14 protein-coding genes are annotated in these 15,622 nt (G+C 68.9%); 1 reads left to right on the top strand and 13 read right to left on the bottom strand.

From position 1 onward, the window contains the following. Positions 1-28: 28 nt before the first annotated feature. The 9 genes from pssA to ABT254_RS33430 form a co-directional block, all read right to left on the bottom strand. Positions 29-847 (bottom strand): CDP-diacylglycerol--serine O-phosphatidyltransferase, encoded by an 819-nt coding sequence (gene pssA, locus ABT254_RS33390; protein WP_030936949.1) that lies wholly within the window; start codon positions 845-847, stop codon positions 29-31. Between the two features lie 22 nt (positions 848-869). Then, a complete protein-coding gene (locus ABT254_RS33395) occupies positions 870-1,526 on the bottom strand; it encodes a phosphatidylserine decarboxylase (RefSeq protein ID WP_099932426.1) in 657 nt (218 codons plus the stop codon). 170 nt (positions 1,527-1,696) lie between these two features. Then, the gene (locus ABT254_RS33400; RefSeq protein WP_351478451.1) at positions 1,697-2,902 is read right to left on the bottom strand and encodes an acyl-CoA dehydrogenase family protein; all 1,206 of its coding nucleotides are present in this window, start codon (positions 2,900-2,902) and stop codon (positions 1,697-1,699) included. Between the two features lie 2 nt (positions 2,903-2,904). Further along, positions 2,905-3,417 carry a MaoC family dehydratase gene (locus tag ABT254_RS33405; RefSeq protein ID WP_019757884.1) on the bottom strand — a complete coding sequence of 171 codons (513 nt, stop codon included), beginning with the start codon at positions 3,415-3,417 and terminating at the stop codon, positions 2,905-2,907. Between the two features lie 5 nt (positions 3,418-3,422). Beyond that, the gene (locus ABT254_RS33410) at positions 3,423-4,388 is read right to left on the bottom strand and encodes an HpcH/HpaI aldolase/citrate lyase family protein (protein ID WP_115910143.1); all 966 of its coding nucleotides are present in this window, start codon (positions 4,386-4,388) and stop codon (positions 3,423-3,425) included. Beyond that, positions 4,385-6,433: an ethylmalonyl-CoA mutase gene (locus ABT254_RS33415; protein WP_351478453.1), complete on the bottom strand. Its 2,049-nt coding sequence runs from the start codon at positions 6,431-6,433 to the stop codon at positions 4,385-4,387. Before ABT254_RS33415 ends, ABT254_RS33410 begins: the two co-directional genes overlap by 4 nt. 17 nt (positions 6,434-6,450) lie before the next feature. After that, a complete protein-coding gene (gene ccrA / locus ABT254_RS33420) occupies positions 6,451-7,794 on the bottom strand; it encodes a crotonyl-CoA carboxylase/reductase (protein WP_351478456.1) in 1,344 nt (447 codons plus the stop codon). A 414-nt stretch (positions 7,795-8,208) separates the two neighbouring features. Next, entirely contained in the window at positions 8,209-9,024 is an 816-nt protein-coding gene (locus ABT254_RS33425) for a TetR family transcriptional regulator (protein ID WP_351478459.1), read from the bottom strand. A 136-nt stretch (positions 9,025-9,160) separates the two neighbouring features. Continuing rightward, complete coding sequence (locus ABT254_RS33430) at positions 9,161-10,966, bottom strand: 3-hydroxyacyl-CoA dehydrogenase family protein (RefSeq protein ID WP_351478462.1); 1,806 nt, start codon at positions 10,964-10,966, stop codon at positions 9,161-9,163. A 399-nt stretch (positions 10,967-11,365) separates the two neighbouring features. On the opposite strand from ABT254_RS33430, the gene ABT254_RS33435 reads away from it, so the two are divergent. Continuing rightward, positions 11,366-11,941 carry an adenylosuccinate lyase gene (locus tag ABT254_RS33435; RefSeq protein ID WP_351478465.1) on the top strand — a complete coding sequence of 192 codons (576 nt, stop codon included), beginning with the start codon at positions 11,366-11,368 and terminating at the stop codon, positions 11,939-11,941. 7 nt (positions 11,942-11,948) lie between these two features. Here ABT254_RS33435 and ABT254_RS33440 read toward each other — a convergent pair whose 3' ends face one another. The 4 genes from ABT254_RS33440 to ABT254_RS33455 all read right to left on the bottom strand — a co-directional run bounded on the left by ABT254_RS33440 (position 11,949) and on the right by ABT254_RS33455 (position 15,600). Further along, positions 11,949-12,473, bottom strand: coding sequence for a GNAT family N-acetyltransferase (locus ABT254_RS33440; RefSeq protein WP_351478468.1), 525 nt, complete (start codon positions 12,471-12,473; stop codon positions 11,949-11,951). Further along, the gene (locus ABT254_RS33445; protein ID WP_351478470.1) at positions 12,470-12,763 is read right to left on the bottom strand and encodes a RidA family protein; all 294 of its coding nucleotides are present in this window, start codon (positions 12,761-12,763) and stop codon (positions 12,470-12,472) included. Before ABT254_RS33445 ends, ABT254_RS33440 begins: the two co-directional genes overlap by 4 nt. A 62-nt stretch (positions 12,764-12,825) precedes the next feature. Next, positions 12,826-14,421: an alpha/beta hydrolase gene (locus ABT254_RS33450; protein WP_351478473.1), complete on the bottom strand. Its 1,596-nt coding sequence runs from the start codon at positions 14,419-14,421 to the stop codon at positions 12,826-12,828. Positions 14,422-14,556: 135 nt separating this feature from the next. Next, a complete protein-coding gene (locus tag ABT254_RS33455; RefSeq protein ID WP_351478476.1) occupies positions 14,557-15,600 on the bottom strand; it encodes an Rv2578c family radical SAM protein in 1,044 nt (347 codons plus the stop codon). Positions 15,601-15,622 lie beyond the last annotated feature (22 nt).

Genomic DNA, 15,622 nt, shown 5'->3' on the forward strand with positions numbered 1-15,622 from the left:
GGGGCCCTTCGCCGTCGTACAAGCGCCGCTACGGCAACTGCGCCGCCCGCGCCTCACGCCGGTTGTCACGGAAGTTGTTCACCCGTCGAGCCGTGGCGAACAGGGGAATCACCGCACCGGTGACCAGCTGGAGCGCGCACCCCGTCTGGAGGAGCAGCTGGCCGCTCGGGGCGTCGAACGCCCAGGCCGCCAGCAGGCCCATGGAGACGACGATCCAGGACAGCATCGCCACCGCGAGACGGCCCCGCGGCTTCGGGTACTCGACCCGGCTCACCATCAGCCAGGCCGTGCCCAGGATCGCCAGGAGGGTCGCCACGAAGGGCAGCTCCAGCAGGACGATCGAGACCACGGTCAGCGCGCCGAACGGCGAGGGCATGCCCTGGAACATGCCGTTCGGGACGGTCACGCACGAGAATCTCGCCAGGCGCAGCACCACGGCCAGGAGCACCACGATTGCCCCGACCGCGGCCACCCGCTGATGCGCGTCGTCCGCGACCATGCCGTAGACGAGGACGAAGTACGCCGGCGCCAGACCGAAGCTGATCAGGTCCGAGAGGTTGTCCAGCTCCGCGCCCATGGGGGAGGAGCGCAGCTTGCGCGCGACCAGGCCGTCGAACAGGTCGAAGACCGCCGCGCACAGCATCAGGATGACCGCCGTGGCGGCGCTGTGGCGGGCCATGCCGGTCTCCTGGTCGCCGGTGAGGTGCGGGATCAAGATGCCGGTGGTCGTGAAGTACACCGCCATGAAGCCGCACGTGGCGTTGCCGAGGGTGAGGGTGTCCGCTATTGAGAGGCGGAGAGAGAGGGGCATCTCCTCCTCTTCGTCCACCTCGTCGGCCTCGGGCACCCAGCCCGCCTGGGTATCAGGATCAATCACGGTCAATGCGAGTCACCCCAGCCACGGTCTTCTGGCCGACCTCGACCGCGACGTCCACGCCCTCGGGCAGGTAGATGTCGACACGCGAGCCGAAGCGGATCAGACCGATGCGGTCACCCTGCTCGACCTTGGTCCCCTGCGGGATGTACGGCACGATGCGGCGGGCCACCGCGCCGGCGATCTGGATCATCTCGATGTCGCCGAGTTCGGTGTCGAAGTGCCAGACTACGCGCTCGTTGTTCTCGCTCTCCTTGTTGAACGCCGGAACGAACCCGCCGGGGATGTGCTCGACCGACGTCACCGTGCCGGAGAGCGGCGCGCGGTTGACGTGGACGTTGAGCGGGCTCATGAAGATCGCGACGCGGGTGCGGCCGTCCTTCCACGGCATGATGCTCTGCACCACACCGTCGGCGGGCGAGATGACCCGGCCCGGGGCGATCTCGCGCTCGGGGTCGCGGAAGAACCACAGCATGCCCGCCGCGAGAGCGGTGGCGGGCACGGCCACGGCCTTGGCGACGCCGGAGCGGCGCGCACGGGCCAGGCTGAGGGCTGCGGTGGCGACGGTCGGCAGAAGCCACGGCGATGCTCCGCGCGCGAGGCGTACGCCGGCCCGGCTGTCGCGTGGTGCAGAGGTTTGGCTGTGGGGCATGGATGACCTTCGTAGCGGATGATGCCGCGCAGTAACGGGGGACGGCGGCTTTCCCGGGATGGTACCGGTCGCGGGCCGCAACTGGGCAAGCCAGGAAGCCGAGTCGGCGGCTGAAGAGTGCTGACGGGGTGTGATCTTCTTCTCCAAGAAAACACCCCGTATCCGGACATCTAACCCTGGAACCGATACTCTTCGAGCAGCCTGCGACCGATGATCATTTTTTGGATCTCGGCTGTACCTTCACCGATCAGCAACATCGGGGCCTCACGGTAGAGGCGCTCGATCTCGTACTCCTTGGAGAAGCCGTAGCCGCCGTGGATCCGGAAGGCGTCCTCGGCGACCTCCTTGCAGTACTCGGAGGCGAGGTACTTCGCCATCCCAGCCTCAAGGTCGTTTCGCTCCCCGGAGTCCTTTTTGCGTGCCGCGTTGACCATCATGGCATGCGCGGCCTCGACCTTGGTAGCCATCTCGGCCAGCTTGAACTGGATGGCCTGGTGCTGGGCGATCGGTTTGCCGAAAGTGTGACGCTGCTGGGCGTACTGGACGCCGAGCTCGAAGGCACGCTGAGCGACGCCGCAGCCACGCGCCGCCACGTTCACCCGGCCGACCTCCACGCCGTCCATCATTTGGTAAAAACCCCGGCCGGTCTCGCCGCCGAGCACACGGTTGGCCGGAATCCGCAGGCCATCCATGATCAGCTCGGTGGTGTCGACGCCCTTGTAGCCCATCTTGTCGATCTTCCCGGGGATGGTGAGGCCGGGGCGGACCTCTCCGAAGCCGGGCTCCTTCTCGACCAGGAAGGTCGTCATCGACTTGTGGGGCGCGGTGCCCTCGGGGTGTCCTTCATCACTTCGGACCAGTACGGCGACCAGACTTGACGTTCCGCCGTTGGTCAGCCACATCTTCTGGCCGTTGAGGACGTACTCGTCGCCGTCCTTGACCGCCTTGGAGGTGATGGCGGACACGTCCGAGCCGAGGCCCGGCTCCGACATCGAGAAGGCACCGCGGATGTCGCCGGCCGCCATGCGGGGCAGGAAGTGGTCCTTCTGCTCCTGCGTGCCGTGCTGCTTGAGCATGTACGCCACGATGAAGTGGGTGTTGATGATGCCGGACACCGACATCCAGCCGCGGGCGATCTCCTCGACGCACAGGGCGTAGGTGAGGAGCGACTCGCCCAGGCCCCCGTACTCCTCGGGGATCATCAGGCCGAACAGGCCGAGTTCCTTGAGGCCGTCGACGATCTGCTGCGGGTACTCGTCGCGGTGCTCCAGCTCGGTGGCGACCGGGATGATCTCCTTGTCCACGAAGTCGCGGACGGTGGAGAGGATCTCCTGCTGGATGTCGGTCAGACCGGCGGTCTGGGCGAGGCGCGCCATGGCTACTTCTCCTGCTGCTTCAGTTCCGGACGGCCTGGCTGCTCGCCGCCGCGCTCCTTGATGTACGTCTCGGTCGGCACCATCACCTTGCGGCGGAACACGCAGACCAGCGTGCCGTCCTGCTTGTAGCCCTTGGTCTCGACGTAGACGATGCCGCGGTCGTTCTTCGACTTCGACGGCCACTTGTCGAGCACGGTCGTCTCGCCGTAGATCGTGTCGCCGTGGAAGGTCGGCGCCACGTGCTTGAGCGACTCGATCTCCAGGTTGGCGATCGCCTTGCCGGAGATGTCCGGGACGGACATGCCGAGCAGGAGGGAGTAGATGTAGTTCCCGACGACGACGTTCTTGCCGAAGTCCGTCGTCTTCTCCGCATAGTTGGTGTCCATGTGGAGCGGGTGGTGGTTCATGGTGAGGAGACAGAAGAGGTGGTCGTCGTACTCGGTGACCGTCTTGCCCGGCCAGTGCTTGTACGTCGCCCCGACCTCGAACTCCTCGTAGGTGCGTCCGAACTGCATCGCGCTCAGGCCTCCGGGATCTCGAACTTGGACGTGCGCTGCATGCCGGCGGCACGGCCCTTGCCGGAGATGACCAGGGCCATCTTGCGGCTGGCCTCGTCGATCATCTCGTCGCCGAGCATCGCGGAGCCCTTCTTGCCGCCCGCCTCGGACGTGTAGTAGTCGTACGCGTCCAGGATCAGCTCGGCGTGGTCGTAGTCCTCCTGGGACGGCGAGAAGATCTCGTTGGACGCCTCGACCTGGCCCGGGTGCAGCACCCACTTGCCGTCGAAGCCGAGCGCGGCGGCGCGCTGGGCGACCTCGCGGTAGCCGTCGATGTTGCGGATCTGAAGGTAGGGGCCGTCGATCGCCTGGAGGTTGTTGGCACGGGCGGCCATCAGGATCTTCATCAGGATGTAGTGGTAGGCGTCCGCCGGGTAGCCGGGCGGCTGCTCGCCCACGACCAGCGACTTCATGTTGATCGACGCCATGAAGTCGGCCGGGCCGAAGATGATCGTCTCGACGCGCTGGGACGCCGTCGCGATCTCGTTGACGTTGTTGAGGCCCTGGGCGTTCTCGATCTGCGCCTCGATGCCGATCTTGCCGACCTCGAAGCCCATGGTCTTCTCGATCTGCGTCAGCAGCAGATCGAGAGCGACGATCTGCTGGGCCGTCTGCACCTTCGGCAGCATGATGCAGTCGAGGTTCTGGCCGGCCCCCTCGACGACCGTGACGACGTCGCGGTACGTCCACTCGGTCGTCCAGTCGTTGACGCGCACGACCCTCGTCTTGCCGGTCCAGTCGCCCTCGTTGAGGAACTTGACGATGGTGTGCCGCGCCTCGGGCTTGGCGAGCGGCGCGCACGCGTCCTCGAGGTCGAGGAAGACCTGGTCGGCGGGGAGGCCCTGCGCCTTCTCCAGGAAGCGGGGGTTGCTCCCGGGGACCGCGAGGCAGGAGCGTCGCGGACGCAGACGGTTGACGGGCGTGGTCATGCGGGGACCTCCAGGGGGTCGAGCTTGTTCGCTGTCCGGATCTCGTCGACGATGCGGCCGATGATCCCGGTGATGTCGAAGTCCTTCGGGGTGAAGACCGCGGCCACTCCGGCGGCCCGCAGCTGTTCGGCGTCGCCATTGGGGATGATGCCACCGGCGATCACCGGTATATCTGTGGCACCGGCCACACGGAGCCGTTCCAGCACGTCCGGGACCAGCTGGGCGTGCGAACCGGAGAGGATGGACAGCCCGACCGCGTGCACGTCCTCGGCGAGGGCCGCGTCCACGATCTGCTCGGGGGTGAGCCGGATGCCCTGGTAGACCACCTCGAAGCCGGCGTCACGGGCCCGCACGGCGATCTGCTCGGCGCCGTTGGAGTGTCCGTCCAGGCCGGGCTTGCCGACCAGGAAGCGCAGCTTGCCGACGCCGAGGTCGCGGGCGGTGGCGTCCACCCTGCGACGCACCTCACTCATGGCCGAGCCCTCCGCGGCGGTGACCGCGACCGGCGCGGACGACACGCCCGTCGGTGCGCGGAACTCGCCGAACACCTCGCGCAGGGCCCCGGCCCACTCACCGGTGGTGACGCCCGCGCGGGCGCACTCCAGGGTGGCCTCCATGAGGTTGTCCGTGCCCTTGGCGGCCTCCTTCAGCTTCTCCAGCGCCTTGCAGGGGCGCGGGTGGTTGAAGGGCGGCTGGTAGCGGGTGTCGCGCCAGTGCTGCAGCGAGGCGATGACCCGGGCCTCGACAGCCGGATCAACCGTCTGGATGGCTGTGTCGAGGTCGGCGGTGAGTGGATTGGGCTCGGTCGTCTCGAAGATGTTGACGCCCACGATCTTCTCTTGACCGGACTCAATACGGGCGCGGCGCTCGGCGTGCGAGGAGACGAGCTGCGACTTGAGGTAGCCGGACTCGACGGCGGCCATCGCGCCGCCCATCTCCTGGATCCGCTCGATCTCGGCGAGGGACTCCTCGACGAGCCCCGCGACCTTGGCCTCGATGACGTGCGAGCCCTCGAAGATGTCCTCGTACTCCAGCAGGTCGCTCTCGTGCGCAAGCACCTGCTGGATGCGCAGCGACCACTGCTGGTCCCAGGGGCGGGGCAGGCCCAGGGCCTCGTTCCAGGCCGGCAGCTGCACGGCACGCGCGCGTGCGTCCTTGGAGAGGGTCACCGCCAGCATCTCCAGCACGATCCGCTGGACGTTGTTCTCCGGCTGCGCCTCGGTCAGACCCAGCGAGTTGACCTGGACGCCGTAGCGGAAGCGACGGTGCTTGGGGTTCTGGATCCCGTAGCGCTCGAGCGTGATCTTGTCCCAGATCCGCCCGAAGGCGCGCATCTTGCACATCTCCTCGATGAACCGGACGCCCGCGTTCACGAAGAAGGAGATGCGGCCGACGACGTCGCCCATGCGCTCCTGCGGCACCTGACCGGAGTCCCGGACGGCGTCCAGGACCGCGATCGCCGTGGACATCGCGTACGCGATCTCCTGGACCGGTGTGGCGCCCGCCTCCTGCAGGTGGTAGCTGCAGATGTTGATCGGGTTCCACTTCGGCATGTGGGAGACCGTGTACGCGATCATGTCCGTCGTCAGACGGAGGCTCGGCCCCGGCGGGAAGACGTGCGTGCCGCGGGACAGGTACTCCTTGACGATGTCGTTCTGGGTCGTGCCCTGGAGCTTGGTGATGTCCGCACCCTGCTCCTCCGCGACGACCTGGTAGAGCGCCAGCAGCCACATGGCGGTGGCGTTGATCGTCATCGAGGTGTTCATCTGCTCCAGGGGGATGTCCTGGAACAGCCGGCGCATGTCACCGAGGTGCGCGACCGGCACACCGACCCGGCCGACCTCGCCGCGGGCGAGGATGTGGTCGGAGTCGTAGCCGGTCTGCGTGGGCAGGTCGAACGCGACCGACAGGCCCGTCTGACCCTTGGCGAGGTTGCGCCGGTACAGCTCGTTGGACGCCTCGGCCGTGGAGTGACCGGCGTACGTGCGCATGAGCCACGGCCGGTCCTTCTCCCGCACGCCTTCGGCGGGCTGACGCTCAGTCATCTATGACCCCGGGTGTCTCAGATGTTGCGGAAGCGGTTGATGGCGTCGATGTGCTTGGCGCGCATCTCCTCGTCGCGCACGCCGAGGCCCTCCTCGGGGGCGAGGCACAGCACGCCGACCTTGCCCTGGTGGAGGTTGCGGTGCACGTCGTACGCGGCCTGCCCGGTCTCCTCCAGGGAGTAGGTCTTCGACAGCGTCGGGTGGATCTTGCCCTTCGCGATGAGCCGGTTGGCCTCCCAGGCCTCGCGGTAGTTGGCGAAGTGCGAGCCGATGATCCGCTTCAGGGACATCCACAGGTAGCGGTTGTCGTACTCGTGCATGTAGCCCGAGGTCGAGGCGCAGGTGGTGATGGTGCCGCCCTTGCGGGTGACGAACACGGAGGCGCCGAAGGTCTCGCGGCCGGGGTGCTCGAAGACGATGTCGATGTCCTCGCCGCCGGTCAGTTCGCGGATGCGCTTGCCGAAGCGCTTCCACTCCTTCGGGTCCTGGGTGTTCTCGTCCTTCCAGAACTTGTAGCCCTCGGCGTTGCGGTCGATGATCGCCTCGGCGCCCATCGAGCGGCAGATCTCCGCCTTCTGCGGGCTGCTCACGACACAGATCGGGTTGGCGCCGCCCGCGAGGGCGAACTGGGTGGCGTACGAGCCGAGGCCGCCGCTCGCGCCCCAGATCAGGACGTTGTCGCCCTGCTTCATGCCGGCGCCGTTGCGGGAGACCAGCTGGCGGTAGGCGGTCGAGTTGACCAGGCCCGGGGCGGCGGCCTCCTCCCAGCTGAGGTGGTCCGGCTTGGGCATCAGCTGGTTCGACTTGACGAGCGCGATCTCGGCGAGGCCGCCGAAGTTCGTCTCGAAGCCCCAGATGCGCTGCTCGGGGTCGAGCATCGTGTCGTTGTGGCCGTCCGACGACTCGAGTTCGACGGACAGACAGTGCGCGACGACCTCGTCACCGGGCTTCCAGGCGTTGACGCCCGGGCCGGTGCGCAGGACGACGCCCGCGAGGTCGGAGCCGATGATGTGGTACGGCAGGTCGTGGCGCTTGGTCAGCTCCGACAGCCTGCCGTAGCGCTCCAGGAACCCGAAGGTCGACAGGGGCTCGAAGATCGAGGTCCACACGGAGTTGTAGTTGACCGAGGAGGCCATGACGGCCACCAGTGCCTCGCCCGGGCCGAGCTCCGGCAGCGGAACCTCGTCCAGGTGGATCGACTTGCGCGGGTCCTTGTCGCGGGTCTCCAGGCCCGCGAACATCTCCGTCTCGTCCTTGTGCACGGTGATCGCGCGGTACGACTCGGGGAGCGGCAGGGCGGCGAAGTCGGCCGGCGTCGAGTCCGGCGACTGGATCGCGTCCAGGATGTCCTTGGTGGTCACGGTGTTGCCTCCGGCGATACGCGTCCTGAGGGAGGGACGCTGAGGGTTACGTCGGTGCTGCTGAGGGTTTTTCGAGAAGGGCCGTCGGTTCGGCGGTGGTGCTGTTCGGCAGCGCTTTGTGGCGCGGGAGGTTGCCTGTGACGCAGGCGTCCGGGCGCGCAAGCCATAGGCTTGAGGGGACAGCCGACGTGCGCTAGGTCTCTGCACGCCGGCCGCCCGGACTCCTTCAACGTATGACACCGCGTGTCACCTTGCAAGGCACTGAGTGCCAGAGATTGCCCTCAGGTGAAATCTTTACGTAACAAATGAGCGATGATCGATCGAACGGGCGCTGAAAGCTGTTGGAAAAGGGTCCCTGACATGCCAAAACGGCCACCCCGGAGGGTGGCCGTCATCACAAAGGGGTGAGAGGTCTCAGCGTTCCTTGAGCGCCTGCTCGATGGTCCGCATGACCTCGTCCAGCGGGGCGTCGGTGCGGGCGACGGTGACCAGGACCTCGCCCTGGGTGGAGACGGCCGCGGGAGCCGGCGGCTTGTTCGCCGGCGTGCTGCGCCCGGCCCCGATGCCCGTCCCGAACGTCTTGCGCACGATCGCGAAGGCATGGTCGAGCTGCGCCTCCACGTCGCCCTGCCCGCCGGCCCGCAGCCAGCGTCTGAGGACGTGGTTGTGGGCGGTGACCACGGCGGACGCGGCGACCTCCGCGAGCAGCGGGTCGTCATTGGCGTCGTCGTCGTGCGCGTGCTCGTCGAAGTGGCCGAGGAGATAACGGGTGAAGAGGCGTTCGTAGCGCGCGACCGACGCGATCTCCGCCTCGCGCAGGGTGGGCACCTCGCGGGTGAGCTTGTAGCGGGCGACCGAGATCTCCGGCCGCGCCGCGTACATCCGCATGACTTCCTTGATGCCGCGGCACACCGTGTCGAGCGGGTGCTCGTGCGCGGGAGCCGCGTTGAGCACGGCCTCCGCACGGATCAACGTGTCGTCGTGGTCGGGGAAGATCGCCTCTTCCTTGGAGCGGAAGTGGCGGAAGAAGGTGCGGCGCGCGACCCCGGCCGCGGCCGCGATCTCGTCGACGGTGGTCGCCTCGTACCCCTTGGTCGCGAACAGCTCCATCGCCGCGGCCGCCAGTTCGCGGCGCATCTTGAGCCGCTGGGCGGCCGCGCGACTGCCTGCGGCACTTTCCGGCGCGTCGGGCGTAGCTGGTGTACGTGAGGACTTGGCGGGCTGGGACATGACCCGAACGTACTGCATGTGCGCAGCTTGTTGCGCATGTACGGGGGTGACCCCGCCCGCTGCGGGCGGGGGTCCTCCGGCGGGGCCGAGCAGTCCGCCCCAGTCCGTCTCGCCTCTGAACCAGTCGCCGGCGCCGTCAGCGGCGGGCATATTCGCGGAAGCCACGGCCCGTCTTGCGGCCGAGGCAGCCCGCGGCCACCAGGTGCTCCAGGAGCGGCGCGGGGGCCAGGCCCGGGTCGCGGAACTCGCGGTGCAGGACCTTCTCGATCGCCAGGGAGACGTCGAGCCCGACGACGTCGAGGAGTTCGAAGGGGCCCATCGGGTAGCCGCCGCCCAGCTTCATCGCCGCGTCGATGTCGTCAAGGGATGCATAGTGTTCCTGCACCATCTTGATCGCGTTGTTGAGGTACGGGAAAAGCAGGGCGTTCACGATGAAGCCTGCACGGTCGCCACAGTCGACCGCGTGCTTCTTGATCCGTCCACACACCTCGCGGACCGTTGCGTGGACGTCCTCGGCCGTCAGCACCGTCCGGACGACCTCGACCAGCTTCATCGCCGGCGCGGGGTTGAAGAAGTGCATGCCGATCACGTCCTGCGGGCGCGAGGTGGCGCGGGCGCAGGCGACCACGGGCAGCGAGGAGGTCGTGGTGGCCAGGACCGCGCCCGGCTTGCAGACCTTGTCCAGCGCCTGGAACAGCTGCTGCTTGATCTCCAGGTCCTCGGCGACGGCCTCGACGGCCAGGTCGACGTCGGCGAAGGACTCGTAGGAGCCCGCCGCGGTGATCCGGTCCAGGGTCTGTGCGGCCGCCTCCGCGGTCATCCGGCCCTTGTCGACCGAGCGTGAGAGCGACTTGCCGATGCGGGCCTTGGCGGCCTGCGCCTTCTCCTCGCTGCGGGCGGCGAGGACGACCTCGTAGCCGGCCTTGGCGAAGACCTCGGCGATACCGGAGGCCATGGTGCCGGAGCCCGCGACGCCGACCGAGCGGACCTCGCGGCCCGGGGTGAGGGCCGCGCCCTCCAGCGGCGTCAGCGCGTCCCGCACGACCGTGGCGCTGCCGGGAGCCTCGTAGGTGTAGAAGCCGCGGCCGGACTTGCGGCCGGTCAGACCCGCCTCGCTGAGCTGCTTGAGGATCGGGGCGGGGGCGTGCAGCCGGTCGTGGGACTCGGCGTACATGGCCTCCAGGACCGTGCGCGCGGTGTCGACGCCGATCAGGTCGAGCAGCGCGAGGGGGCCCATCGGCAGACCGCAGCCGAGCCGCATCGCCGCGTCGATGTCCTCGCGGGAGGCGTACTTCGCCTCGTACATCGCGGCGGCCTGGTTGAGGTAGCCGAACAGCAGGCCGTCGGCGACGAAGCCGGGCCGGTCGCCGACCGCGACGGGCTCCTTGCCGAGGTCGAGGGCGAGGTTGGTCACCGCGGTGACGGCGGTCGGCGCGGTGAGGACCGAGGAGACGACCTCGACGAGCTTCATCGCCGGCGCCGGGTTGAAGAAGTGCAGGCCCAGCACCCGCTCCGGGCGGGCCGAGTCGGCCGCCAGACGGGTCACGGACAGGGCGTTGGTGCCGGTCGCCAGGATCGTCTCCGGACGCACGATGCCGTCGAGCTCGCGGAAGATCTGGTGCTTGATCTCGTACGACTCCGGAGCCACCTCGATGACGAGGTCGGCGTCGGCCGCGGCCTGCAGGTCGGTGGAGATGCTCACGCGGGCGAGGACGTCCGCGCGCTCCTGCTCGGTGAGCCGGCCCTTCTCCACGGCGCGGGCGGTGGCCGCCTCCAGAGCGGCGACGGCCTTGGCGGCCGCGGCCTCGCTGATGTCGATGCCGACGACCTCGCGGCCGGCCTTGGCGAGGACCTCGGTGATACCGGTGCCCATGGTGCCGAGGCCGACGACGGCAATGGTCGTGAGCGAAGCGGAAGGGGTGTGGGACAGGGGAGTGGCCATCGCGGGACTCCAGGCATGAGGGTGACGACTGGGAGAGCGCCCGGGTGCGCCGAGGGAAGGCCGGCCGAAGCCGGCCTGGCGCACCGGGTGCGTGAAGGAATGCGGGTGTTTCCGGGCTGCAAGCGCACACGCCCGGTGCCTGCCGTCGCCGTGGGCGTGCACACGCCGGGAGCGAACGGTGGGTGATTCGACCGGCCCTGTCCCGTGGCCGGGTCGTACTGCGGTACCTGAAGTACCGAACCGACTTGCTCTCACGGCAGCTGCGTCACCAGGCCGCCGCAAGGGATGCGAGTGGGTAACTCGCTCGTCTGAGCTTAACCGGCGGGTAACGAGCGCGCTAGTCCCCGTGTTTGTGATGTACGTCCCCAGAGATCGGCGGCCCCTCTAATCTTCGGTGTCATGGACGAAGAGTTGCGATCACTCACGGAGCGTTTACGGGCGGAGTCGGGGGCGACCGCCGAGTACGACCGTCTCGTGGCCACCGAGGACCCGGACGAGCTGGCGCGGGTGCTCACCGAGCCCGGGCAGCCGCTGTGGGCCAGGGAGCTGGCCGCGTTCCGGCTCGGGCTCGCGGGTGACCGGCGTGCCTTCGAGTCCCTCGTCCTGTTTCTCAACCACCGTGATCCGCAGCGCTGCGCCTCCGCCGCCCACGCCCTCGCCCGTCTCGACGATCCGCGCACGGCCCGCGCGGCGGCCGCCCTCGCCACCAACGAACTCCGCGTCGCCTACGCCCTCCACCCGGTCCGGCTCCTTGCCCAGCTGCGCGCCCCCGAGTCCGTGCCCGCGCTGATCACCACCCTGCAGCGCAGGCTCCGCCCGCACGACCCGTACCGCCGGGTGGCGCTCGCCTGTGTGGAGGGCCTCGGCGCCCTGGAGGACGCCCGCGCCAGACCCGTACTCAACGAGGCACTGGCACACCCGGCCCTGGCGGAGGCGGCGGTGCGGGCGCTGGCACGGATCCCGAGACAGAGGTGAGGCCGCGTCAGCCGGTGAGCTCTCTGACGTACCGGACCTCGGGTACCTGGACTCCGTCCACCTCGAAGGGCTCCTCGGTGCCGTCCGGACGGAAGCCCGACCGCTCGTAGAAGCGGCGGGCGCGCGCGTTCTCCTTGAGTACCCACAGGTACATACGCGCCTGCCCGGCGGCCGTGCACCGCCGTACCGACTCCTCGATCAGAGCCCGCCCGACGCCCACGCCGTACGACTCGGGGGCCACGTACAGCGCGTACAACTCGAGCTCCGGGGTGCGCACTTCACCGGCCCGGTACGGGCCGTGGCAGACCCAGCCGACGATCTCCCCGTCCCGCTCGGCGACCAGGTTCACCACCTCGGCGCTGCGCTCCAGGAAATGGGTGCGGCGGCGCTCGGCGTCCTCCGGCACGCTCATCGTGTCGAGGTAGGACTGCGGGATGATGCCCCGGTAGGCCGTCTGCCAGCCGCCGACGCGGATCTCGGCCACGCGCTCGCAGTCCGCAAGCGTCATCTCCCGGACCAGGAGCGCGCTCACCCGCCCACCACCGCGAAGGCCTCGATCTCCATCAGGAACTCGGGTCGGACCAGGGAGGCGACCTGTACCGCGGAGGCGGCGGGGAGGCGGTCGTCGGGTATGTGGGCGGCGCGGGCCGTGCGGATCGCGGGCAGGGCCCCGGGATCGCCCTCGCCGACGAGCCTGCCGTCCTCGTCCAGCGCGAGCTGCCCGGCGATCGCGACGAAACGACCCGTGCCCATGACGACATGGCTGTACTGCGCGGCGGGAAAGACCCCGTCGGGGGCGGCGATCCTGGTCAACTCACTCATGCGTCCATCGTGGACCATGGGTCTGACAACGCCCCCGACGGGACCTCACCTTCGGCTCGTGCTCAGCCTCGGAAGCCGATCAGCCCGTGCAGCGTGGCGCCGCTGTCGGACGACTGCGCCGCCTTGGTGCTCATCGCCGCCTTGGCGCTGAGCGGCTTCGGGTCGGGTGTCTTCTGGCACACCGCGTCGATCGGGCCGCCGCTGCGCGGCACCGTGCCGTCGGACAGATACGCAGCGAGGTACTTGTCCAGGCAGGCGTTCCCGCTCAGCGTGATGCCGTGGTTGCCGCCGCCCTGCTCGACCACGAAACTGGAGCCGGCCAGCAGACGGTGGACCGTCGCGCCGCCCTCGTACGGGGTGGCCGCGTCGTTGGTCGCCTGGAAGAGCAGCACCGGCGGCAGCTTGTCGTTGGCGACGCGCACCGGCTTCAGCGAGTCCGTCGGCCAGAACGCGCACGGCGCGTTGTACCAGGCGTTGTTCCAGGTCATGAACGGCGCCTTCTCGTACACCGCCCAGTTGTCCTTGCGCCACTGGTTCCAGTCGCGCGGCCAGGAGGCGTCACGGCACTGCACCGAGGCGTAGATGCTGTAGCCGTTGTCCCCGGACGCGTCGACGGCGCCGAAGTTCTGGTACGCCTCGACCAGCGGGTCGGAGTTCTTGTCGTTCACGTACGCCGCGAACGCCTCGGCCAGATACGGCCAGTAGCCGTTGTAGTAGCCGCCGGGGATGTACGTGTCCTCCAGCTCGGAGGCCCCCACCTTGCCGCCGGCCGGCTTCTTGGCGACCGCCTTGCGCATCGCGTACCACTTGGCCTCGACCTTCGCCGGGTCGGTGCCGAGCTTGTACGTCGAGTCGTACTTGGCGATCCAGGCCATCAGGGCCTTGTGGCGGGCGTCGAAGGCGTAGTCCTGCGTGAGGTTGTCGTCGTACCAGACGCCGGTCGGATCGACGATCGAGTCCAGGACCAGGTGCTTGACGCGCTGCGGGAAGAGCTTGGCGTAGACGGCGCCCAGGTAGGTGCCGTACGAGTAGCCGAAGTAGCTGGTCTGCCGGGCGCCCAGGGCCGCGCGGATCGAGTCCATGTCCTGCACGGCCTGGATGGTGTTGATGTACGGGAGCAGGCTCGCGTACTTCGTTCCGCAGGCGGCGGCGAAGGACCTGGCGCGGTCGAGGTTGGTCTTCTCCAGGGCCGGTGCGCTCGGCACGCTGTCCGGGCGCACCGGGTTGAAGTGGCCCGGCTCGCAGTCGAGGGCGGGCTTGCTCTTGCCGACCCCGCGCGGGTCGAAGCCGATGACGTCGTACTGGGCCGCGACCGCCTTGGGCAGGGAGTTCGCGACGAATCCGGCGAGCGAGAGGCCGCTGCCGCCCGGGCCGCCGGGATTGACCAGCAGCGGGCCCTGGCTCTTCTGCGCGGTGTGCTTCACGCGCGAGAGCGCGAGCGTGATCTGCTTCCCGTGCGGGTTCCGGTGGTCGAGCGGCACGTCGAGCGACGCGCACTGCAGCGTCGGATAGTTCGAGGTGGCGCAGTTCTTCCAGGTGAGTTCGGCGGCGGGAGCCGGTTGCGGGGACTGCGAGGTGCTCGCGCCGGCGGGCGGAGCCGTGAAGCTCCCGGCCACGACGGCGGCGGCACCGCACAGCACCGCTGCGCGTTTTCTCATGAAGTCCTCCCAGGACGGAGGGTTTCGGACCGCGAGTCTCACGGTCCTCGCCGCATCGTCCCGGAAAGCCGCCTCGGAGGAACTCGTTCTGGCAAGACTTGACCCAATTGGGTCGAGGGATGCGCTCGTATGCTCTCAAATGAGCGTGAGTTGGGTCGGTTCGGACACCGTCGGCTCGGGTGCCTCGGGCGGCCGGATCCGCCGTGGCATCCCCGCGCGCGTGGGGCCGATCCCGTACTCCTGGGCCAGCTCGTGGACCTGACGGGTGATCCGGCGCTGGTACCACTTCGGGGCGTAGGCGCCGTCCGCGTACAGGCGCTCGTATCGGCGTACCAGGTACGGGTGGTGTTGGCCCAGCCAGGCCATGAACCACTCGCGGGCGCCGGGGCGCAGATGCAGCACCAGCGGGGTGACGGAGGTGGCCCCGGAGGCCGCGATCGCCCGCACGGTGGCGCGCAGTTGGGCGGGCCCATCGCTCAGGAACGGGATCACCGGAGCCATCAGCACACCGCACCCGATGCCGTGCTCGGCGAGTGTGCGGACCACGTCCAGGCGGCGCTCCGGGGCGGGCGTGCCCGGCTCCACCGTGCGCCACAGCTCGGGGTCGGTGAAGCCGACCGACACCGAGATGCCGACATCCGTCACCTGGGCCGACTGCACCAGCAGATCCAGGTCGCGCAGGATCAGCGTGCCCTTCGTCAGGATCGAGAAGGGGTTCGCGTGGTCGCGCAGGGCGGACAGGATGCCCGGCATCAGGCGGTAGCGGCCCTCGGCGCGCTGGTAGCAGTCGACGTTCGTGCCCATCGCGATGTGCTCGCCCTGCCAGCGGCGCGAGCCGAGCTGGCGGCGCAGCAGCTCCGGGGCGTTCACCTTGACCACGATCTGCGAGTCGAAGTCGAGCCCCGAGTCGAGGTCCAGATAGGTGTGCGTCTTGCGGGCGAAGCAGTACACGCACGCGTGCGAGCACCCGCGGTACGGATTGACCGTCCACTCGAAGGGCATGCGCGAGACGCCCGGCACCCGGTTGATGATCGAGCGGGCCCGTACCTCGTGGAAGGTGATTCCACGGAACTCGGGCGTGTCGAAGGTCCTGCTCACGACCGCGTCCGCGCCGAACAGCGCGGCGTCCGCCGCCCGGCTGTGCCCGCCGGACTCCACTGTGAGGTTCTCCCACCGCATGACGCCTCCTCGGTAGCGCTGC

Source organism: Streptomyces sp. NPDC001137 (assembly GCF_040298885.1).
GTDB lineage: Bacteria > Actinomycetota > Actinomycetes > Streptomycetales > Streptomycetaceae > Streptomyces.

What these genes read in the sequence shown, in the direction of transcription:
- ABT254_RS33430 (WP_351478462.1), bottom strand. Translation starts at nt 10,966, where the DNA reads ATGGCCACTCCCCTGTCCCACACCCCTTCCGCTTCGCTCACGACCATT.
- ABT254_RS33425 (WP_351478459.1), bottom strand. Translation starts at nt 9,024, where the DNA reads ATGTCCCAGCCCGCCAAGTCCTCACGTACACCAGCTACGCCCGACGCG.
- ABT254_RS33435 (WP_351478465.1), top strand. Translation starts at nt 11,366, where the DNA reads ATGGACGAAGAGTTGCGATCACTCACGGAGCGTTTACGGGCGGAGTCG.
- ABT254_RS33415 (WP_351478453.1), bottom strand. Translation starts at nt 6,433, where the DNA reads ATGACTGAGCGTCAGCCCGCCGAAGGCGTGCGGGAGAAGGACCGGCCG.
- ABT254_RS33450 (WP_351478473.1), bottom strand. Translation starts at nt 14,421, where the DNA reads ATGAGAAAACGCGCAGCGGTGCTGTGCGGTGCCGCCGCCGTCGTGGCC.
- ABT254_RS33455 (WP_351478476.1), bottom strand. Translation starts at nt 15,600, where the DNA reads ATGCGGTGGGAGAACCTCACAGTGGAGTCCGGCGGGCACAGCCGGGCG.
- ABT254_RS33405 (WP_019757884.1), bottom strand. Translation starts at nt 3,417, where the DNA reads ATGCAGTTCGGACGCACCTACGAGGAGTTCGAGGTCGGGGCGACGTAC.
- ABT254_RS33445 (WP_351478470.1), bottom strand. Translation starts at nt 12,763, where the DNA reads ATGAGTGAGTTGACCAGGATCGCCGCCCCCGACGGGGTCTTTCCCGCC.
- ABT254_RS33410 (WP_115910143.1), bottom strand. Translation starts at nt 4,388, where the DNA reads ATGACCACGCCCGTCAACCGTCTGCGTCCGCGACGCTCCTGCCTCGCG.
- ABT254_RS33400 (WP_351478451.1), bottom strand. Translation starts at nt 2,902, where the DNA reads ATGGCGCGCCTCGCCCAGACCGCCGGTCTGACCGACATCCAGCAGGAG.
- ABT254_RS33395 (WP_099932426.1), bottom strand. Translation starts at nt 1,526, where the DNA reads ATGCCCCACAGCCAAACCTCTGCACCACGCGACAGCCGGGCCGGCGTA.